The organism is Koromonas humicola (assembly GCF_059726255.1).
In genome coordinates this window covers 2,778,391-2,799,244 of the sequence record NZ_AP040873.1, presented here as the reverse complement: position 1 = coordinate 2,799,244, position 20,854 = coordinate 2,778,391, and the positions used below count along the sequence as shown (strand labels likewise).

Annotated in this window: 20 protein-coding genes; 16 read left to right on the top strand and 4 right to left on the bottom strand. The window is 54.2% G+C overall.

Annotated elements, in window-relative coordinates:
- The first annotated feature begins 9 nt into the window (after positions 1-9).
- From AC6IZD_RS12175 to AC6IZD_RS12120, 12 genes are all read left to right on the top strand, one after another.
- The gene (locus AC6IZD_RS12175; protein WP_497783585.1) at positions 10-1,098 is read left to right on the top strand and encodes a hypothetical protein; all 1,089 of its coding nucleotides are present in this window, start codon (positions 10-12) and stop codon (positions 1,096-1,098) included.
- A gap of 32 nt (positions 1,099-1,130) precedes the next feature.
- Positions 1,131-1,697 (top strand): dTDP-4-dehydrorhamnose 3,5-epimerase, encoded by a 567-nt coding sequence (rfbC, locus tag AC6IZD_RS12170; protein WP_497783584.1) that lies wholly within the window; start codon positions 1,131-1,133, stop codon positions 1,695-1,697.
- Positions 1,698-1,723: 26 nt separating this feature from the next.
- The gene (locus AC6IZD_RS12165) at positions 1,724-2,818 is read left to right on the top strand and encodes a glycosyltransferase family 2 protein (RefSeq protein ID WP_497783583.1); all 1,095 of its coding nucleotides are present in this window, start codon (positions 1,724-1,726) and stop codon (positions 2,816-2,818) included.
- Between the two features lie 18 nt (positions 2,819-2,836).
- Positions 2,837-3,685 carry a glycosyltransferase family protein gene (locus AC6IZD_RS12160; RefSeq protein WP_497783582.1) on the top strand — a complete coding sequence of 283 codons (849 nt, stop codon included), beginning with the start codon at positions 2,837-2,839 and terminating at the stop codon, positions 3,683-3,685.
- Positions 3,686-3,708: 23 nt separating this feature from the next.
- Positions 3,709-5,037 carry an NAD(P)H-dependent oxidoreductase gene (locus tag AC6IZD_RS12155; RefSeq protein ID WP_497783581.1) on the top strand — a complete coding sequence of 443 codons (1,329 nt, stop codon included), beginning with the start codon at positions 3,709-3,711 and terminating at the stop codon, positions 5,035-5,037.
- A 57-nt stretch (positions 5,038-5,094) separates the two neighbouring features.
- Complete coding sequence (gene rfbG / locus AC6IZD_RS12150; protein WP_497783580.1) at positions 5,095-6,261, top strand: CDP-glucose 4,6-dehydratase; 1,167 nt, start codon at positions 5,095-5,097, stop codon at positions 6,259-6,261.
- An 11-nt stretch (positions 6,262-6,272) separates the two neighbouring features.
- Positions 6,273-7,634: a protoporphyrinogen/coproporphyrinogen oxidase gene (locus AC6IZD_RS12145; RefSeq protein WP_497783579.1), complete on the top strand. Its 1,362-nt coding sequence runs from the start codon at positions 6,273-6,275 to the stop codon at positions 7,632-7,634.
- A 6-nt stretch (positions 7,635-7,640) separates the two neighbouring features.
- Complete coding sequence (locus AC6IZD_RS12140; RefSeq protein ID WP_497783578.1) at positions 7,641-8,291, top strand: PIG-L deacetylase family protein; 651 nt, start codon at positions 7,641-7,643, stop codon at positions 8,289-8,291.
- A 58-nt stretch (positions 8,292-8,349) separates the two neighbouring features.
- Entirely contained in the window at positions 8,350-9,825 is a 1,476-nt protein-coding gene (locus tag AC6IZD_RS12135) for a lipopolysaccharide biosynthesis protein (protein WP_497783577.1), read from the top strand.
- A gap of 43 nt (positions 9,826-9,868) precedes the next feature.
- Positions 9,869-10,702, top strand: a complete 834-nt coding sequence (locus tag AC6IZD_RS12130) for a hypothetical protein (RefSeq protein WP_497783576.1) — start codon at positions 9,869-9,871, stop codon at positions 10,700-10,702.
- A 477-nt stretch (positions 10,703-11,179) separates the two neighbouring features.
- Positions 11,180-11,773 (top strand): GNAT family N-acetyltransferase, encoded by a 594-nt coding sequence (locus tag AC6IZD_RS12125; protein ID WP_497783575.1) that lies wholly within the window; start codon positions 11,180-11,182, stop codon positions 11,771-11,773.
- Between the two features lie 94 nt (positions 11,774-11,867).
- Entirely contained in the window at positions 11,868-13,217 is a 1,350-nt protein-coding gene (locus AC6IZD_RS12120; RefSeq protein ID WP_497783574.1) for a polysaccharide deacetylase family protein, read from the top strand.
- A 39-nt stretch (positions 13,218-13,256) separates the two neighbouring features.
- Here AC6IZD_RS12120 and AC6IZD_RS12115 read toward each other — a convergent pair whose 3' ends face one another.
- On the bottom strand, positions 13,257-13,622 hold the full coding sequence (locus AC6IZD_RS12115) for a PilZ domain-containing protein (RefSeq protein WP_497783573.1): 366 nt from the start codon (positions 13,620-13,622) through the stop codon (positions 13,257-13,259).
- A gap of 594 nt (positions 13,623-14,216) precedes the next feature.
- On the opposite strand from AC6IZD_RS12115, the gene AC6IZD_RS12110 reads away from it, so the two are divergent.
- The 3 genes from AC6IZD_RS12110 to AC6IZD_RS12100 all read left to right on the top strand — a co-directional run bounded on the left by AC6IZD_RS12110 (position 14,217) and on the right by AC6IZD_RS12100 (position 17,122).
- Positions 14,217-14,831, top strand: a complete 615-nt coding sequence (locus AC6IZD_RS12110) for an RNA polymerase sigma factor (RefSeq protein WP_497783572.1) — start codon at positions 14,217-14,219, stop codon at positions 14,829-14,831.
- Positions 14,828-15,838 (top strand): anti-sigma factor family protein, encoded by a 1,011-nt coding sequence (locus AC6IZD_RS12105; RefSeq protein ID WP_497783571.1) that lies wholly within the window; start codon positions 14,828-14,830, stop codon positions 15,836-15,838. Before AC6IZD_RS12110 ends, AC6IZD_RS12105 begins: the two co-directional genes overlap by 4 nt.
- A 144-nt stretch (positions 15,839-15,982) precedes the next feature.
- On the top strand, positions 15,983-17,122 hold the full coding sequence (locus tag AC6IZD_RS12100) for a hypothetical protein (RefSeq protein WP_497783570.1): 1,140 nt from the start codon (positions 15,983-15,985) through the stop codon (positions 17,120-17,122).
- A gap of 81 nt (positions 17,123-17,203) precedes the next feature.
- On the opposite strand, the gene AC6IZD_RS12095 is transcribed toward AC6IZD_RS12100, so the two are convergent.
- Both AC6IZD_RS12095 and AC6IZD_RS12090 read right to left on the bottom strand, forming a co-directional pair.
- On the bottom strand, positions 17,204-17,770 hold the full coding sequence (locus tag AC6IZD_RS12095) for a CDP-alcohol phosphatidyltransferase family protein (RefSeq protein ID WP_497783569.1): 567 nt from the start codon (positions 17,768-17,770) through the stop codon (positions 17,204-17,206).
- Entirely contained in the window at positions 17,761-18,087 is a 327-nt protein-coding gene (locus tag AC6IZD_RS12090; protein WP_497783568.1) for a hypothetical protein, read from the bottom strand. The genes AC6IZD_RS12095 and AC6IZD_RS12090 overlap by 10 nt, the downstream gene beginning before the upstream one ends.
- A gap of 106 nt (positions 18,088-18,193) precedes the next feature.
- On the opposite strand from AC6IZD_RS12090, the gene AC6IZD_RS12085 reads away from it, so the two are divergent.
- Positions 18,194-19,156, top strand: a complete 963-nt coding sequence (locus AC6IZD_RS12085) for an EamA family transporter (RefSeq protein ID WP_497783567.1) — start codon at positions 18,194-18,196, stop codon at positions 19,154-19,156.
- A 163-nt stretch (positions 19,157-19,319) separates the two neighbouring features.
- Here AC6IZD_RS12085 and cysS read toward each other — a convergent pair whose 3' ends face one another.
- Positions 19,320-20,813: a cysteine--tRNA ligase gene (gene cysS / locus AC6IZD_RS12080; RefSeq protein WP_497783566.1), complete on the bottom strand. Its 1,494-nt coding sequence runs from the start codon at positions 20,811-20,813 to the stop codon at positions 19,320-19,322.
- Positions 20,814-20,854: the final 41 nt, after the last annotated feature.

Below are 20,854 nucleotides of genomic sequence, written 5' to 3'. Positions count from 1 at the left end.
CGCGCATCCATGATCAAGAAACTGCGTGTTGGTGATTGGGTAGAGGTCCTCGGCAAGGAGGAGGTCCTGAAAACTCTCGATGAGAACGGAGAGTTGGAGGGAATGACTTTTATGCCGGAGATGTTTCGCTTCTGCGGACAAAGGTTCCAGGTCCACAAGCGAGCGCATAAGACCTGCGACTACTCAACTTCGTACCCATACCACACGCGGCGGCTTGAGAACACTGTGCACTTGAAAACGCGTTGTGATGGAGAAGCGCATGATGGTTGCCAAGCTGGATGTCTGCTGTACTGGAAGACTGCCTGGTTGAAGCGCATCCCCGCGCCACAGGACCACACCGCAACACTGGTGGATATAGGCTCGAGCAGTGTGAACCCTGGCTGTACCGAAGCAGCAGTTTGGGCGCACACCAAGGTGGTCTACTCGGGCGCGGCTCCGAAATATATCTGTCAGGCCACACGCATCCGGAACGCTACCAAGCCTTTGGCGTGGTGGGACATCAATCAGTACATCGAGGACTACACCTCTGGAAATGTACCGTTGCGGCGCGTAGTAGATGCGCTGGTCTACTCCTGTTATTACCATCTCTGCCAAGCAGGCATTGGACTGGGTCCGGCCATGCGATGGTTCTACAACAAATTCCATAAATTGTGGGGCGGCACTCCATTTCCCCGCACTTCCGGCAGTATTCCTGAGGGTGAGCCGACGCCATCCCTCAAACTCAATCTGCAGCCAGGTGAGTTGGTTCGCATCAAGACGCAGGAGGAGATACTGAAGACCGTGGATAGCTCTAACCGGAATCGTGGAATGTACTGGGACGCTGAGCTCGTACCTTATTGTGGCAAGACCTATCGCGTTCTTAGGAGCATATCCCGTCTTATAGATGAAAAGACTGCGAACATGGTCGAGATGAAAACCCCCGGCATTGTGCTTGATGACGTGGTCTGTCAGGCGCGTTACAGTCCGTGCCGGATGCTCTGTCCCAAGAGCATGTATCCGTATTGGAGAGAGATTTGGCTGGAAAGAGTTAACTCGAGCGCTCCGGAAGTAAAGTCCGAGCTCGAGGGTGCTGCAACAGCTCCTTCTTCGTGCATGTGAATTCCGCATTTACCTCACCACTGGTGCAATACATGGCTGCTAACGAGAGCAATTCACTTCGATTCATTGAGACGGGAATACCCGGTGCATTCGTCATTGAGCCTGTGGTTAGGAGCGATGATCGTGGGCACTTTATGAGAGCGTGGTGTCTGAACGAATTCGCAGATCATGGCATCAACTTTGTTCCCTTGCAGGCCAGCTTTGGATCAAGCGTTAAGAAGGGCACACTGCGGGGTATGCATTATCAGATTGCACCAGCACTTGAAGCAAAGCTCGTTCGTTGCACCAGCGGAGCAATGTTCGACGTTGTACTCGACGTGAGGCCTACCTCACCGACTTACGGGAAGTGGTATGCAATGGAGTTGACGCAACAGAACGGTCGAATGATGTATCTGCCTGAAGGTTGTGCGCACGGATATCAAACACTGCAAAACGACACCGAGATGCATTACATGGCATCAGCCGTCTATACGCCAAATAAAGCTCGCGGCGTGCGCTTTGATGATCCCGCCTTCAAAATCCATTGGCCGTTGCCTGTCAGCGCCATATCTCAACAGGATTGCAACTGGCCCTTAGTCGAAAGCTGCGTCGCACGCTGAACAATCCCTCGGACTAGAGATCAGATATGAAAACACCTGACCAACCGCTGGTTAGTGTCGTCACCCCGGTCTTCAACGGAGCTTCCTATTTAGGGGAGTGCATAGAGAGTGTTCTGAAGCAGACTTATCAAAACTTCGAATACCTCATCGTCAATAACTGCAGCACAGATGCAACGCTGGAAATCGCGAATAAGTACGCGGAGATAGATCAAAGGATTCGCGTCTATTCCAACGACGAATTTCTGGATGTCATCTCGAATCACAACAAGGCATTTGGCCTGATTTCGCCGGAAGCCAAGTACTGCAAAGTGGTTTCCGCCGACGACGCGATCTTTCCCAAGTGCATTGAGCGATTAGTCGAACTGTGTGAGGCAAGCCCGTCGGTAGGAATTGTTGGTTGTTTCCAAGTCAGCGGAACAGTCGTGAAGTGGCAAGGGTTTCGTTACCCGACACAAGTCTTCGATGGCCGCAGCATCGGTCGTCAGTATTTCCTCGAAAATCAGGTATTCGTAGATGGACAGCCTGTGTTCGGGATCGGGAGTCCGACCTCACTGATGTACCGCGGTGACCTGGTTCGTAACAGCCCGATGTTCTATCCCAACTCTTCGCCGCATTCAGACACGAGTGCGTGCTATGTCTGTCTACAAACTTCGGACTTCGGATTTGTGTACGAGGTGTTGGCATTCGAGCGGATCCACAGTGAAACGCAAACTGCCGAATCACTCAAGATCAATCGCTACTTATCAGCTGCGCTCAATGACCTGATTCAGTACGGGCGCTATTACCTGTCGCCACACGAAGTAACAGATCAAATTCGCAAGACGCTGCACGCATACCATCGTTATCTCGTCGTGAACCTGTGGTCGAAATCGCGGGATCAGGAGTTCTGGCGATACCACCGCGGCAGACTTGAGGAACTCGGGTACCCGCTTCATCGAACCGACCTTCTCAGAGCAGGCGTCGCAATGATCCTTGAAGAAGCGATCAACCCAGGATTGGCAATTCAGAAACTTCGGAAGCGAATCGCGCTGACCCGGGCATCTGGCGAGTATCGGGTTGTTCAGAAGAAAGCCACTTCGAGTGGCAAAGAGATTGTTCCGGCGTGGATGCAAAAGGATTAGTGGAATTGGGGGGCAACAATGAAAGTGGTTCTATTTTGTGGAGGCTTGGGACTCCGGATTCGAGACGCAGAAAACATCCCGAAGCCGATGGTGCAAATTGGGTATCGTCCGATTTTGTGGCATGTGATGAAGTACTATGCTCATTTCGGGCATCGCGACTTCATACTCTGTCTAGGCTATCGCGCCGATGTGATTAAGGATTACTTCCTCAATTACAACGAGTGTGTCTCCAACGATTTTGTCCTTTCCAGTGGCGGGAAGAAGTTGGAGCTACTCAACAGCGATATCCAGGACTGGAAGATCACGTTTGCCGACACCGGACTGAATACCAATATCGGCCAACGGCTGAAGGCAGTAGAACAATACCTTGAAGGTGAAGAAGAGTTCTTCGCCAATTACAGCGACGGACTGACTGACCTACACCTTCCATCGCAGTTGGAGCACTTTCACGAGCATGACAAGGTCGCGAGCTTTCTCTGCGTGCGGCCTAATCTCAGCTACCATGTGGTAACGCTCGAAGAGGGAAATGAAAATCTGGTCTCCAACATCGACGCCATCAGCAATGTCGATATGCGTATCAATGGTGGTTTTTTCATTTTCAAGAACAGGATCTTCGACTACATCCGCCAGGATGAGGAACTTGTCGCTGAGCCGTTCCAAAGACTTGTGAACGAACAGCAACTGGTTGGCTATCGCTACGACGGTTTCTGGGCAAGTATGGATACCTTCAAGGACAGACAACACCTTGAGAGTCTCTATACCGCGTCGTCGGGTCCGTGGGCGTTGTGGAAGAGAACAAATGGAGATGCACGAAACCATCACGCGGCACTGGCAGGAAAACTCGTAGTGAGCTCTTCTGCCGCTTGAACGGCCAACCTTGGGAGGATCTTGTGAACGTTGATACAGCGCTTCAGCAATTGGAGATCGACGGCCGTCCGATTCGCGTTGGAATGATTGGGGCCGGTGCGACAGGGCGAGCGGTAGCACTGCAACTCGGAACCCCCGTTCCCGGCATGCGGCTCGTAGCGATCGCAAACCGCACTCCTGAACATGGGGAGCGTGCGTTCCGAGAAGCGGGCATCGAGAAGTGGAATCGCGCCGATTCGGCGAGCGCGGCGGAATCATCCATTTCGCGCGGAGTTCCTGTTATCACCGACGATCCTTTGGTGCTCACACGTTGCGATTGCATTGACATCGTGCTCGAAGTGACTGGATCGGTAGAACCTGCGACTCGGGTCGTGCTTGATGCAGTTGATCATGGTAAGAATGTTGTATTGGTCAACGCTGAACTCGATTCACTAATCGGTCCCATTCTGAAGTCAAAGGCCGACAAGGCGGGTGTGGTGCTGACCCACACGGACGGAGACGAGCCCGGAGTTGCCATGACTCTGCTCCGTTATCTCCGCACGCTGGGGCTGCGCCCCGTTGCTGCCGGAAACATCAAGGGCATGGTGGACTACTACAGAAATCCTGACACGCAGCGAGCATTTGCCGAAAGAAACGGTCAGGACGTAAAGAAGGTTACGTCATTTGCAGATTCCACAAAGTTGTCCATGGAAACGACTGTCCTGGCCAACGCAACTGGATTCCATGCAGGACGGCGCGGAATGTACGGTCCTAGCTGCACAGACGTTCGCGAGATTTCTGGGCTTCTGCCGCCTGAACAACTGCTCGAAACAGGATTGGTTGACTATGCCCTCGGAGCTGCTCCTCACACTGGAGCGTTCGTTGTCATTTATGAGGACAACCCGCTGAAAAAAGTGCAGTTGAGCTATTACAAGCTGGGAGATGGACCGTTCTATACGTTCTACACGCCTTTCCATTTGCCTCATCTACAGATCGCCTCAACGATCGGCCGAGCAATGATTCATCAGGACGCAACCGTCGCTCCGATCGGTGGTCCCGTCTGCGAGGTGGTTGCCGTTGCGAAACGCGACCTGAAGGCAGGCGAGCGCCTCGACGGCATTGGTGGATTCTGCACCTATGGGCTGATCGAAAACACGACAGAGGCCCGAAGCATTTCTGCTTTGCCCATCGCGCTTTCAGAAGGTCGCATCCTGATGCGTGATGTTGCTAAAGACGAGGTCCTCTCGTTCAGGGACTTAGAAGCTAAGCCCTCGGGGCTGGTCGAGACGCTGTGGCGGCAGCAGTTTGAACTATGGCCTGCGCATTCTGAAGAGACGCAGGAATCACCTGAACCGGCACCCCTCGGTCGCTAATTTCTTCCAGCGCACGCCCGCTATCGCCGGGTGATTGCGTGTCGTGCAACTTAAAACATGATCAATCGTTCCTTCTGGAAAGGGCGTCGAGTGTTCGTCACCGGACACACCGGCTTTAAGGGAAGCTGGCTGTCCCTTTGGCTCGATTCTCTTGGCTGCGAGACTACCGGTTACGCACTCGATCCTCCCACGCAGCCAAGCCTTTTCGAACAGGCTGGCGTAAGCGCGGCAATCCACTCCATACGTGGTGACATCAGGGATTATGCGCGCCTCAAAAGCGCGCTAGCCGAGTGTCGTCCTGAAGTCGTCATTCACATGGCGGCACAATCCAGCGTTCTCCGAGGTTACGCAGATCCCATCGAGAATTATTCCTCTAACGTGATGGGAACTGTGAACCTGTTCGAGGCATTGCGGCAACTGAAGCAGCCATGTGCTGTCGTCAATGTCACCAGCGACAAATGCTACGAGAATCGCGAATGGCCCTGGGGTTATCGCGAAAACGAACCCATGGGTGGCCGAGATCCGTACTCAAATTCCAAAGGATGTGCGGAGCTTGTGACCCATGCCTATCGGGAATCATTCTTTCCTCCCGAGTTGATTGCTGAGCACGGAATCGCCGTAGGCAGCGCTCGTGCGGGTAATGCAATTGGCGGAGGGGATTGGACGTACGACCAACTAATTCCTGACTTGATGAGGGCTTTCATGTGTGGCAAGCCGTGCCTCATCAGGAATCCGGCGGCCTATCGCCCATGGCAGTTTGTATTGGAACCACTCTACGGATACCTGATGCTCGCTGAAAGACTTCTGGAAGACGGCGCGCAGTTCGCTTCCGGATGGAACTTCGGCCCGCCTGATTCTGACACGAAGCCCGTCTCGTGGATTGCCGATGAATTGGTACAGCAGTGGGGCGACGATGCCCGTTGGGTGCAAGACAAGTCAAGCCATCCACACGAAGCGCATGCTCTTAAGTTGGACGCTTCGAAAGCAAGAACGATTCTTGGATGGAGTTCCGTCCTTACATTGAAAGAAGCTCTGAAATGGATTACGGACTGGTATCGCTCCTGCAGCAGGGGAGAGGATATCGCGGCGTTCACGCGTAACCAAATCGAAGAATTCCAATCACTAAGTTCAAAAGCGTGCGAGCACTATCGCCCTGGGGAGGATGCAAGAGATTCCAACCTTAATACCAACAATTGTGAGCACAATTCTCATCCAAGGCTGTAGAGGTGCGAAGGATGTCTACGCCAAAAGTTCTTATTCTGGGCACCGGAATGGCTGGCTTCGGAGCCGCACATAGACTCCATTCCGAGGGCGTCACCCCTGTCATGTATGACAAGAACTCATACTATGGTGGCCATACTACTTCGTTCCGACACGACAATGGATTCATCTTTGATGTGGGGCCGCACATTTCTTACACCAAGGACCCACGCATCCAGGAACTCTTTGCGAATAGCGTGGATCAACGGTACGAGACGATCCAGATTCACCTGAACAATTATTGGCGTGGATACTGGCCAACTCATCCGGTACAAGTCAATCTTCGCGGCCTACCTGATGACGTCGTGATTAAGTCGATCGAAGACTTTGTGGAGGAGCGCCAGGCCCCGGAACGACCAATCAGAAATTATGCCGATTGGTTGCTAGCAAGCTTCGGCCGCACTTTCGCCGAACAGTTTCCAATGCGCTACACGCGAAAGTATCACCTGACCAGCGCTGAAAATCTCAGCACCGATTGGCTTGGACCACGCATTCACCGGCCCAGCCTCGAGGAAATGTTGCGTGGCGCAATCTCGTCCGTTCCTCCGCAGGTACATTACATTACTCATTTCCGCTACCCGACCGATGGCGGTTTTGTGCGTTACCTCAGCCAGTTCGTACCCATGGGGAATCTGAATCTCAATCACGAGGTCGTCAATATAGACCCGAATGCGAGAGAGGTCCGGTTCGCCAATGGTGCGGTGGCCCAATACGACGCGCTTGTGTCATCGGTTCCTCTTCCGGATCTGGTCCGCATGATTCCCAGCGCGCCAAGCGATGTTGTTGAGGCCTCCAAGCGTCTTGCCTGCTCGTCATGTGTGCTGGTGAACCTCGGCATCAATCGCGAAGACATCTCTCGTGCGCACATGACGTACTTCTATGACGAGGACATCTGCTTTACTCGCCTTGGATTCCCGCACATGCTTACGTCGAGAAACGCACCTCCCGGTACTGGGAGCATCCAGGCCGAGGTGTATTTCTCAGATAAATACAGGCCATTCTCCGGAAAGGTTGAAGACTGGATCGAGCCGGTTATTCGCGATCTTCGCCGTGCCGGACTCCTCCATGAGGACGACCAGATCCTATTCTCGAAGGCGATGTATCTCAAACACGCCAACATCATTTTTGATCTTGAACGTGCAGAGGCCGTGAAGACCGTCCACGGTTACCTTGATGACATCGGCATTTCGTATTGCGGTCGCTACGGCGAGTGGGGATATCTCTGGACCGATGAGGCTTTCAAGAGTGGTGAGGGTGCTGCGCAACGCGCGCTCGCCGGACTCGACCGGCCCCGTAGTCTGAGCAGTGCTGCTGTGAATCTGGCTGAAAGCGCCTAGTTAAGAATGATCAATCTCAGTTTTCCCGGTGGTAGTGACGCTCCGATCAAGATCCTATGCCTCGGCGCACACTCCGATGACATCGAGATCGGCTGTGGCGGTACGATTCTTCGATTAGCTCGACAGTATCCAAATGCAGTGTTCCATTGGGTCGTATTCAGCGCCTGCGGAATTCGCCGCACGGAGGCACAAAAGGCTGCTGGCTGCTTCGTCGGTGCCGATCGCCTCGAGCAATTGCTGTTGAAGGAATTTCCTGACACCTGCATGCCATTCGTCGGTGCCCACGTTAAGAGCTTTTTCGAAGAACTAAAGCCCATCTCGCCCGACCTCATTTTTACTCACAACAGCCAAGATGCCCATCAGGATCATCGACTCATTTCGGAGTTGACGTGGAACACATTCCGCGACCATTTCATTCTTGAGTACGAGATACCGAAGTATGACGGCGACATGGGAAGACCGAGTGTCTTCGTTCCACTTCGGACGGAGCAGTATGAGAAGAAGATCGCGATCTTGATGGAGAGTTTTTCCTCTCAGCGAACGAAACGTTGGTTTGAGGAGAACACATTCCTTGCGCTTATGCGTCTTCGGGGTATGGAGTGCAATGCTCCCAGTGGATTTGCCGAAGCTTTCTACTGCCGCAAGATGATTCTCTAGCCCCGACAATACTTCAAAAGGAGCACAGGATTATGACGTTAAGCAGTTGGGGTCAAGCATGCAGGATCTGAAAGAGCGCGCGCTGCGGAGCGGAGCAGCTAAGATTTGCGCGCAGGCAGCGAACTTCGCATTGCGAATGGGATCTCTGATGATCCTCGCGCGCCTCCTCGATCCGAAGGATTTTGGATTGGTCGGCATGGTTACATCGGTGCTCGGAGTGTTTACCGTATTCCGAGACTTTGGTCTGTCTGCGGCCGCAGTGCAGCGAACGACCCTAACCGAAGAACAGTCGTCCACTCTATTTTGGATAAACTTGGGAGTCGGCGTGGTTCTCTGTTGCGTGGTTCTAGCCGTCTCGCCACTTGTGGTCGCGTTTTACCATGAGCCGCGGCTGCTGGGAGTCACCGCTGTTCTCGCGACAGCGTTTGTCTTCAATGCAGCTAGCGTTCAGCATACGGCGATACTTGAGAGACAGGTGCGATTCACCACACTGTCGATCCTCGAAATCTGTTCTCTGTTGGTCAGCACCGGAAGCGGCGTGGCAATGGCGACCCATGGTTTGGGATATTGGTCTTTGGTCGCGACAACGACGGTTACTCCGCTCGTATATACAGTGTGTGTATGGACGCTGACTCGGTGGGTTCCGGGCAGAGCGCACCTGAACATCGGCATTGGTTCGATGATGCGCTTCGGGAGTGCTGTCACTCTCAACAGCTTCGTCATGTACCTGGCCAACAATACCGACAAGGTTCTGTTGGGTCGCTTCTGTGGAGTCGAGGCACTAGGAATCTATGGCAGGGCGTATCAACTGATTACGATTCCTTCTGAGAATCTGAATTCTGCTGCGGGTGCGGTCGCATTCGCAGCGCTTTCGCGTGTCCAGCATGAGCCGTCACGCCTTCGGAACTTTTTTCTAAAAGGCTATTCGATTATCCTTTCGCTTTCGATTCCAATCACGTTTGCCTGCGCGCTCTTTGCCGAAGACATGATTCGGGTAGTTCTCGGCGCGAAGTGGAGTGCGGCAGTTGTCGTATTCCGGTTGCTTGCACCAACCACCCTCGCGTTCGCAATGCTGAATCCGCTAGGGTGGCTGCTGCCTTCAATTGGCTTGGTCGGACGCAGTCTGAAGATTGCCTTAGTGCTGGCTCCGCTCATGATTACGGGATTCTCCATCGGGCTTGCTCGCGGAGCGATTGGTGTCGCGTTCTCGTATTCCTGTGTCATGATGCTCTCCGTCATTCCTTTGATGAGCTGGGCTACCCGTGGCACCGTAATATCTCTCCGCGACTTGCTACATGTCATTGCTCGCCCGTTTGCGGCAGGGCTCGTTTCCGCCGCAGTAGCGGGTGGACTACAACTGTTTTACGGTCCTCACCTGCTTCCACTTCCACGGCTTCTTGTAGGTGTGTTTGTGTTCTTCTGCACCTACCTGACGATCCTGCTATTTGTGATGGGGCAGAAGTCATTTTACGTGGGTCTCTTCCGAAGCTTTCAGAAACCTGCACCCCTCGATGGCGAGATTCTAGTGGCGTAAGAATCGAGGGCAAATGCACCATCCGAAGATCAGGTGAAGTTGAATGATCAATTACGAAAGATTGCCTCGGCTGGCGCGTTCCTCGTACGTGGTGTTGGGCGTGGTAGTCATGACGGTTTGCCTGAGCTTGTATTGCGGTCGCGGTGCAAGTTCGGCAACCAGTTCAAACACGGGTACGATTGAGAGTCCTGCCCCAACCCCTCCCACCACGCCAGCTCCAACTCCAACGCCCACCCCTACTCCAACTCCAACGCCTGCCACGCCAAGGACCTACACAACAAATTTCGCCGCCGCCGAAAACCCGATTTCTGAGAATGGTCAATGGATAGGTGGCAAGGGTGTCGGACTTGACTGGGCAGACATCGCGACTAAGCCCGGCCTCGCCTACGGTACCGAATCCGGCACTGCAAGCTACGATGACTCCACTGCATTGTTGACCGGAACCTGGGGCGCAAACCAAGTGGCAGAAGCAACGGTTCATAGCGTCAACCAAAGTGAGGCTGTGTACGAAGAGGTAGAAATAAGACTTCGTAGCTCACTCTCCGCTCACCTTTCTACTGGCTACGAAATCAATTTCCGATGCCTGAAAACCTCCAATGCCTATACTCAGATCGTGCGTTGGGACGGTGCCTTTGGGAAATTCACATACCTAAATTCAGCAGGCGGTGCTCAGTTCGGTGTGAAGGAAGGCGACGTAGTAAAGGCGACGATTGTAGGGAACGTCATCACCGCGTATATCAACGGGGTTCAGGTTCTGCAAGCCACCGACAGCACCTATAGTAGCGGGAGCCCGGGAATGGGTATTTTCCTTGGGGGAACCGGTGTTGCGAACACCGATTATGGGTTTACCAGCTTCATGGCATCAGATAACATCTAGCGCTTGTAGTCCTGCGGTTATGAAGATATGGCCGTTTACGAGATCAATCCGCTGCAGGATAGTAGGTGGAGTGAATTCGTATCACAACACCCGCGTGCAGGGGCATTTCATTCTCCCGCGTGGCTGGAAGCGCTGCGCAGGACATATGAGTATGTCCCTCTAGTTCTCACTACTACCCCGCCCGGCAGTCGACTCAAAAACGGTTTTGTGTTTTGTACTGTGGATAGCTGGATTACCGGACGGCGCTTGGTGTCGCTCCCATTTTCCGATCATTGTGAGCTGCTGGGAGGCGCCGAAGCGCAAACGGAGCTCCTCAACCATATCCGTACTCAAGTTCTCAGTCGAGAAATCAAGTACGTCGAGTTCCGCCCTCTCACTTTAGCGAACTCTCCCAATTCCGCGGGGCTCAATCCATCGGAGCGATTCTACCTTCACACGTTGTCGCTTGAAGATTCGATAGAGAACATCTTTCGCAGAATGCACAAGGACTGCATACAGCGAAAGATTCGCCGAGCGGATCGAGAGGCACTGCGATACGAGAGCGGACGCTCTGAACACCTGCTTTCGGCTTTCTATCACTTGCTGCTGCAAACGCGCAGAAGACATAGCCTTCCCCCTCAACCGTACGACTGGTTTCGCAATCTCATAAGCTGTCTCGGTGAAAGCCTTACAATTCGCGTAGCGTGGAAAGACGACATTCCAGTCGCCTCACTTCTTACTCTTACGTTTGGTAAGACGGTCACGTACAAGTACGGTTGCAGCAACGATCGATTCAATCATCTCGGCGGCGTGCCGTTTCTGTTCTGGAAGACGATACAGGAGTCCGTTGAGAATGGAATGCGTACGCTCGACCTTGGACGATCGGATATTCACAACGAAGGACTGGCGACGTTCAAAGACCGTCTTGGTGGTGTTCGTACGCAACTGACCTACTTCCGTCAGGGTGGGCACGAACGTCAGAATCCCATGTATCCGGAATGGGTTTCGCACGTTACATCGCAGATCTTTGCTCATCTGCCAGACGCCGCATTGGCTGCGTCTGGCAGATTTCTGTATAGACACCTCGGCTAGTGCGGGCATCTAATCGTTTGTGCCTGATCGGTGCGACTCTGAAGCCGAAAATGCGGGTCCCGGTTGCAAACGGCAAACCGCGGCCCATGGATGCATGCGACGACTAATTGAGCATTTTCGGATCCCGGAATCTAATCTCCCTGGAACCTCGAACAATGTTGTAACCAGTCCGCCGGGCTTCTTCAAGCTTGAGGACGGAACAGTTTGTTATGGCTCGTCATCGCTGGGCGCCGGCGCTCCTACTGCTAAAGCCCTCTTATCTTCAGTTGGTCACACAGTCTCCTCCCCGAACTCCCTTTTTCCTTACAATCCGGACGAACTCATAGATAACCTGTTGCTGGAGCGTTATCCATCGAGTGAGCGCTCGGTTGCGATGGAGTCTGTCCTGCGCTCCATCTATTACACCTTCCGGCCACTACTGCCCGTTAACATCAGAAAGCACATTCAGCGCCTGTACTTCTCCGGATGGGAAACGAATCCTTTTCCGCATTGGCCAGTGGACTGCACCGTCGAGCACCTGCGAAAGCGGCAGCTTGCAATCCTGATGAAGTCACAGGGACTTGAGGTCATGCCGTTCATCTGGTTTTGGCCAGACGGGCACGAAAGTTGTTTGGTTGTAACGCACGATGTGGAGACGCGTTCTGGTGCGGATTTTTGTTCTGCGCTGATGGAGATCGACGAGTCGTATGGGATCACCGGATCTTTCCAAATCATTCCGGAGTCGCGATATCCAGTCGGAACTGAGTTACTTGATAGCATCCGTCGACGCGGGTTTGAGATCAACGTTCACGATCTCAACCATGATGGGAACCTCTTCCTCGACCAGCACGAGTTTACGAAGCGCGTCGCCACAATCAACCGTTACGGACAGGAATTCAAGTCGAAGGGATTCCGCTCTGGGGCAATGTATCGGAATCAGCAGTGGTTCCACGCCTTAGAGTTTGAATACGACATGTCGGTGCCGAATGTAGCTCACCTGGACCCACAGCAGGGGGGATGCTGCACTGTATTCCCATATTTCGTTGATGCCATGCTTGAGATTCCAGTTACAACGACTCAGGATTACGCTCTGCTCCACATACTTGAGCAGCATTCAATCGACCTCTGGATTCAAGAGATCGAACTCATCCGCAAGCAGCACGGAATGATCAGCATTCTCGTGCATCCCGACTACATTCAGAGTGAGAAGGGACAAGAGCTGTACCACGCGCTGCTTCAACACGTCAGCAAGTTCATCACAGAACAGAACGCGTGGCATGCCAAGCCCGGTGAGATAAACCATTGGTGGCGCACTCGCAATCAACTCAGTCTCATTTGCGACAAAGGGGAATGGAAGATCACTGGCGAGGGCAAGGAGCGTGCCCGCATTGGTTATGCGTGCAGAAGGGGAGACAGTATCATCTATCAGCTAGAAAGCTCTTTAGCAGAAGCCGATTTCTCATAACCGAAGTTGCTCGTCGTTTCTAGGAGGTACTCTGAGGGTCTATGGAGTCGAGCCTAGGAATTCGTAACGTTCGATCTTTACTGCTACTCCCTCCCATTCTCCTGCGGATTCTTTTCTCACGATCATTCCGTCACAGAGTGTCAATATCCTGCAGGACGTAGTGATCTCACTTGGGAAAGTGACAAGAAACCGGACGGAGTCTCTCAATTCCAGATCTTTTGTTACCTGCAAAAACACTCCACTTGCACTTATGTCACGCGTGAAGACGCTGACTTTTGCGCCATCGTCAAACAGCACCTCGACAGGAATCTGCAGTGGAAAGCGAGCGGCGGTGCGGTGATCAATAGCGTTCATCGACATGCATTCAGGCCCTGGGGGAACTGACTTTCGTGTAGATTCGTTCATGTTTGTGGTTGACGCTCCGTTCGAAACGGCACGACTTGTGCGCGATACGTGCACTTTTATAACCGAAGTTACACGTCCTAAATGCAGGTAAACAGCGGGTGTTTGCCAGCGAAGATGCAAGTCCATGCATTATGTGGTCATGAACTTTCGCATTTCGTACTGACTTTGACGATTCCTCCGCGAATTGTGGACATCGGATGCTGTTTACCGCGACTGACTCTCGCGCTGGGTGTCAGGTGTTTCAGGCAATCTGGATTTGCGAGGTTCTGCAGTATGGATGCGTCGGGGTTAAAGAAGAAGATTGTAAGAGAAGGAAGGAAACCTGGTTCCGACCTCGTACCGAGAGTTCTTCTCGAACCATTGCGGCTCCCGAGGACTGCGAGATAAAGAAGATAGGGAGACCTGCAGTGGGCACTTAGGATTCGCAGGTCTCCAATTGATTTGTGCGCTACTCCTGCTCTGGTTATTCAGCCTTGCTCAATCTGATCCCGTAAATTTCCTGTAATTCATCTCACTTTTGTGGAACTAACCCCTGCCTTCTCGGTAATACTGGTAGGACCTAACGTTGTCCGCAACGCCGTGAGCTCGATGCCCTTGACCGATGTCCTATCGGAGCCCGAACTCCTCCGCCTCGCCATCTCTGGTGACGAGCAAGCCTTTGCTGCGCTCTACGAGCGTTTGAAAGGGAATGTGTACCGATTCGCCTTGCATATGACCGGTTCGGTGTCACTGGCTGAGGATATTACCCACGACTCCTTCATTACTTTGATGGAGGAGGGGCAGAAGTTCGACGAAACCAAGGGCCAGGTGGTGTCCTTCCTTCTTGGCATTGCCCGCAACTTTGTCCGCCGTGCCTATCGTTCTGAGGCGCGGGAAGAGTCGCTTACCTCTGAGAACGAGCAGGGAGAAGAGGTCGAGCTTGTTCTGGAAAGTTCGCATGACACGATCGCCGAGGTCCTTCGAGGTGAAACTGTCGACCTGGTCCGAGAAGCCGTACAGTCCTTGCCGCCACACTACCGCGAAGTAATTGTCCTCTGCGACCTCTGTGAAATGTCCTATGCCGATGCCAGTGCCCAGCTCGGCTGCAATTTAGGAACGATACGCTCGCGCCTGAATCGCGCTCACAGCCTGCTCGCAAAAAAACTCGAAACTCGTATCCAGCCCTCTGGCAAACAGGCTGGTGGACTCATTCAAGGGTGTTTGCTATGAGATGCAAAGACTTCGACGCTCAAATTGACGAGATGCTCTCCGGCGTTCTCCATCCCGAGGCGAACCAGCATGCACAGCGGTGTGAACGGTGCAATTCGCATCTGCGTGCCCGTACTGGCCTCCGAGCCAACCTTCGCAAGTTGGCTGCGGCGGGGCCTGCCGGGCCTTCGCGTGCCACGGACCGCGCCGTAATGGAGTCTTATCGCCGACTTCAGCAACGGCGCGCCGCCTGGAACGCAACGCCTGTCTCTGACGCTGCTCCGGCTACCCGCCTGCACACGCTTCCGGCACACCGCCCCATTCTGGAGTGGGCGTCACCGCGTGCTTGGTCAGAACGCTTCTCGATATCGCGCACTTGGCTGAGCGGAGCCGCTGCCGCAGCCCTAGTCTTTGCCGTATTCGGTTCGGCGGTTCACTTGTGGACAGGGACTCCGACTGTCAGCGCGCCTACAATCGCTACATCGCCTGCCCCCGCTCAGCCCAGCAAATCCGTGCCAGAGTCTGCCAAGGCAGTTGTTGCCTCGAATTCTAGTTCTCGTGCTGCCCAGCCTTCGGCACGCCCGACGAAGCAGCGTTCTCGCTCCATCGGTTCGCAGCTTGAGGCCGCACAGTCAGAACTTGCTTCCGTAGCATTCCGTTCCGCGCCGTCCTCGGCTCCGGTTGCGGTGCGCGCATCGGCCCGACCTGTCATGGCCTATGCCGGAGGGCAGAACTACGAATCCGCACCCGTGACGCAGATGTCCCCGAACGCCGCACCAGTGATGCGACTTGCCAGCACCGGAGCAACCAGTGTTGCGCAGTCTGCCAGTTCGACGTGGCCCGGTTATTCCAATCTTATGTATTGCGATCCGGTCATCTGTTCCGGACCGATGCAGGTGGTAAAAATCAAAGTTCCGGTTGGGCAGGTTAAGCCCAACGTCGGTCAGACTGTAGGCAATGCGTTTGTGAATGCCGAGGTTGTAGTTGGTCCCGACGGCGTGGCTCGCGCGATTCGCGTGGCCAACTAATTTTCTAGTTTCAAGCGGGTACGAGGGTAGTTGAAGAAGGTTAAAGATGGACTGCAGTTTTGAGGTTATGGAAGTTATGTCGCGAACGGGTATCGTGAACAGTGTTTGTAGGATCGTCGCGAATGTTACAGGAGTTCCACGGAAATGAATGTCCGTCTGATTAACGCAGCTTCGCTTTCGCTCGCATGTTTGCTTGCATTGCCTCAGTTGGCGATGGCCCAGGATTCCGCTGCACAGGTTTCCGCTTCTCCAGTGACCACCGGTGAGGCATCGACTGCTTCGACCTCCAACAACAACGCTCCTCCCATTACCGTCCAGATCGCGCCTCCGCCTATCTCTATTTCTTCGGCTTTACTCGGACTTTCCAGCCCCTTGGGCGCCCAGGCGACCATTGGCAAGCCTGTATTTGCTGAATTTCGAACCGAGCATCACCAGAATTTTACTGACGGCAATCGCATCTCGCGCTCTACTACTTCGACCATCTATCGCGATGCCATCGGTCGGATTCGCCGCGAATCACAGCTCTCCATGCCCGGAGTATCCGCCACAGCAACGGCCGCGAGTTTCATCACTATCGTGGATCAGAAGCTCGGCTATGGTTATGTGCTCGATCCGCAAGAGATGGTCGCGCACCGATACGAACTCAATGCTGGCCCGGCTTACGTGGCACGTTTGAATACACAAGGCGCGGGCACTCCGTTGCTCTCGACCGAAGCCAAGCCAGCCGCAAGTGGCTCGACCACCCCAGCTTCAGCCGCACCGGCCAGTGGGACATCCCATTGGCGTTTGCACGGATTCACAACCCGGCATCACGGTGCGCCTGACGCGCCCAATGGGGCCGTCCCCGCGCAGTTGAACACCAGCTTTCTCCCGGCCGAGTCCGCCGAGTCAAGCCCGCCAGCCATGCGCATCGACCAGCCGTTCTTGGCCGCTCCAAATCCAGTGCGGACCGAGAACCTCGGGGAGCAGAAGATCCTTGGCTTCCGCACGGTCGGCACTCGGGTGATTACCACGCTGCCTGCTGGACAAATCGGCAACGACCGTCCCATCGACATCGTGAGTGAACAGTGGTTCTCGCCGGAACTCGAACTTGTCATGCGCAGCATGCATCGCGACCCGTGGGCAGGCGAAATCGTCACGACCATTACTCGGGTTACGCGTGGGGATCAACCCGCGCCGCTCTTCGAGATTCCAGCCCCGTACAAGATCATTGACGCGGCAAATGAAGGCGAACACCACGTCCTCGACGGCCACTCATACCACCCCGGCCCCTCGCCCTGGTAGCAAGAAGAATCTTAGGTACAAGGTGCCCCATATCTGCCGCAGTCAGCAGATGTGGGGCTTTTGACTTTTCTGGGAACTCTTCTACTTCACCGTCGGCAGCTTCTTCAACCTCTGTCCCGTGAGCAACACGTAGTGCAGCGCCGACGCCAGCGTGAATGCAAATACCTCATACAGCAGCACTTGGCGAATCATAAGGATGATGTCTGTCCGGTAAACCTTCGCGAGTAACGCAACGAACACCGCCGCAATCTGAAAAGCCGTGTTAGCTTTCCCGAAAATCCCTGGTCGAAAATCCCTGAGCCCCACGATATATAGCAGAGCCGAAATGACCAGAATCGACAGGTCGCGTGAAAACACCAACACTGTGTAGTGCCACGGAATGAGCTGATTAAAGCTCATGACCAGGAACAACGAACTCAGCAGCAGTTTGTCGGCAATCGGGTCCAGATACTCGCCCAGCTTGGTCTTTTGATGAAGAAGCCTCGCCGCCAACCCATCCAGTCCATCGCTCAATCCGGCAATCACCACCAGAATCAGCGCAGTCTGGTACTTCCTGTCGACAATGCAAATGTTGATGAACGGTATGAAGAAGAGACGCATCAGCGTCAACTGGTTTGGAGCCGTCCAGAACTGGTTCGTTAGTCCCATTTCTCTCCAGTCCCGAAAACTTCCTCCACTGTGCGTCCGGCGTTTGCGGCAAAGCTTTCGGCCAGCGATGGCAGATCTCCTGCCGCCATGTCCAGTTCCATCTGCTCCACCCTGTGCATTGGGAAGAAAAGGGTCATGGCTCCCGCCCGTTCGCCTGCCTTGATCTGTCTCGCCAGATCGTCCAATGATTCCAGTGACACGCCGCGCAGTTCCACGCCTGCCGCAGCCAGCCTGAGCAGAATGCCAAAGTACTTCTGCCGGGGGGAATGCAGCGTAAGCAAAACAGTCGAACCTTCTTCGAACCCACGTCCATGCATGTCGTTATGATTCTGCCGCTTGCAAGTCCAACTTACAAGTGCTCATGCGCTCTGTTGTGCTGCGCTCCTACGCCCGCCCTCAAACCTGATAAAGTTGATGTATCCCATGACTCTCAACACAACTCCCAGACGTCTGCATGTAGTCATCGCTTTTGCGTTGGTCTATGTGCTCTGGGGCTCGACGTATCTCGCAATTCGACTTTCGGTTGACCACCTGACGCCTCTCGTTATGGGAGGTCTGCGGTTCACGGTCGCCGGACTGATGATGCTCGGCATTCGTGCACTTGGTGGCAATCGCATCATGATTCCGCGCCGCGATCTGGTTCGGCTCGCTGTAATCGGAATCCTGCTTCTTGTCACATCCAACATTGTCCTTGGATGGGCAGAGACCTACATGCCGACTGGTCTTGCGGCCATGTTCATCGCCGTCACGCCGCTTTGGTTTCTGATCCTTGAGCGCCTCAGCCACAGTTCCGACCAGCTTTCCGCCCGTGGCATTGCCGGCATTGCACTCGGAGTCCTAGGAGTCGCCATTCTGCTCTGGCCCGACATCTCCGGCCACACCAGTTTTGGAGCGCGTCAGCTGTTTGGCTCTGTGCTCGTCCTGCTCTCGAGCATCAGTTGGGCAAGCGGTTCGATTCTTACTCGGCGTTGGCACATCACGGTCGATCCCTACACCGCAAGCGGCTGGCAAATGCTTTTTGCCGGACTCATCGCCACCTTACTGTCCATCGTGTCGGGCGACTTCCGCCACGCAACCTGGGCCGCGAGTTCTCTTTGGGCTGTCGTTTACCTTATCTTCGCCGGATCCCTCATCGGCTTCACGGCGTACGTCTGGCTGCTGAAGAATGTCGCGATTACGAAGGTGGCGACCTACGCATACGTGAACCCGATCGTGGCTCTGATTCTTGGCTGCTTCTTCCATGGCGAAAAGATGGATCGCTACATGCTTGCCGGCTCTGTCGTCGTCATCCTGTCTGTCATCCTCGTAACAGGAGCAAAGGTAAAGCACCAGGCGACTGAAGAAGACGCTCTCGAACTCGAACCCGTCGAACCCAATGGCGACTAGCTAAAAATGGGCATCTGATCGTCTCGCAAAACCAGTGTCATCCTGAGCGGAGCGAAGGCCCCCTACACAGTTCCAATCTGCGCCACCATTCAAGGTCACCAGCCACCGGCACCAGCAAAAGAGCGGCCCTCAGGCCGCTCTTCTTGATAATCGCGTACTGCGCTTACTTGCGGCGCCACCTCACACCATCCTTGGTGTTTTCCAGAACAATGCCTTGAGCCAGAAGTTCATCACGGACTGCATCGCTCGTCTTGAAGTCCTTAGCTTTGCGCGCAGCCGAATGCTTGGCGACCAGTTCCTCGACCTGCGCATCGCTCAATGCTGCACTCTTCGCGATCTCCAGCGTTGCCGGGCTGATCTTATCTTCCAGACCTTCTGCCTTGGCCCAGTCCACAATAGCTTTCACATGGGCACCGTCTTCATCTTTCAATATAGCAAAGATTTCATCGAACTTTGCCAGTGCGTCGAGCAATGCCGGAATGTCGTCTTTCTTCACCTTGCCGTGATCGGCCGCAGCGTTCACGTCGCGCACCAAGTCAAAAATCGCCGCCAGCGCCTGCGCCGTGTTCAGATCGTCATCCAGCGCTTTCTGCATTTCGGCGACAGCCTTCGTCGCCATCTCCGAAATCTCCGGGTTCGAGCCTTCGGGCCAGTGATCGGTCTCAAGCCGCAGTTTGAAGTTTCTGAAGCGCTCCACCGAATTCGCCGACTGTACCAGTCCATCGAAGGTGAAGTTCAACTGCTTGCGGTAGGGAACTGACGACAATAGCAGACGGATCGATGAGGGCTTGTGTCCCATAAGTACGAGGTCGCGCAGGGTGAAGAAGTTTCCCAGCGACTTCGACATCTTCTGACCTTCTACCAGCAGGAAACGAACATGCATCCAGTGCCGAGCAAACGTTTTCCCCGTCAGCGACTCGCTCTGCGCAATCTCGTTTTCGTGGTGCGGGAACATCAGATCTTCGCCACCCGCGTGGAGATCGAATGTCTCGCCCAGATACTCCATTGCCATCGTCGAACACTCAATGTGCCAGCCCGGACGGCCGCGCCCAATCTCCGTGTCCCAACTCGCTTCGCCTTCCTTCGGAGCTTTCCAGAGCGCGAAATCTCTTGCGTCATCCTTCTCGTACTCGTCAGCGTCGGTTCTTCCGCCGCCATCGACAATCATCCCGCCGAAATCCTTCTTGCTCAGCTTGCCGTACTCAGGAAACTTTGCGATGCGGAAGTACCACGAACCATCCTCGGCCTGGTAAGCGTACCCTTTGTCGGCAAGCTTGCGAATGAATCGCGCCATTTCGGTGATATGTTCCGTGGCGCGCGAGATTCGTTCGGGCATCTCGATACCGAGGGTTTCCATGTCCTCCAGAAACGCCTTCTCAAACTTCTTGGTGTACTCGCCAATCGGCACGCCGCGCTGGTTCGCGTTCTTGATGATCTTGTCGTCCACGTCAGTGATATTCATTACGTGCATCAACTTCAGCCCGCTCTGGCGCATGTAGCGGCGGAACATGTCCACCGCTACGAACGTGCGGAAATTGCCGATATGGCCGTAATCGTACACAGTGGGGCCGCACGCGTAGAACCGAACAGTGTTGTCATCCGCCGGAGCAAATTCTTCAATTCTGCCGCTTAGAGAGTTATACAGATCGAGCGCCATTGTCTTCCTTCGTAGGAAATCAGATCAGATAAGCCTTGTAG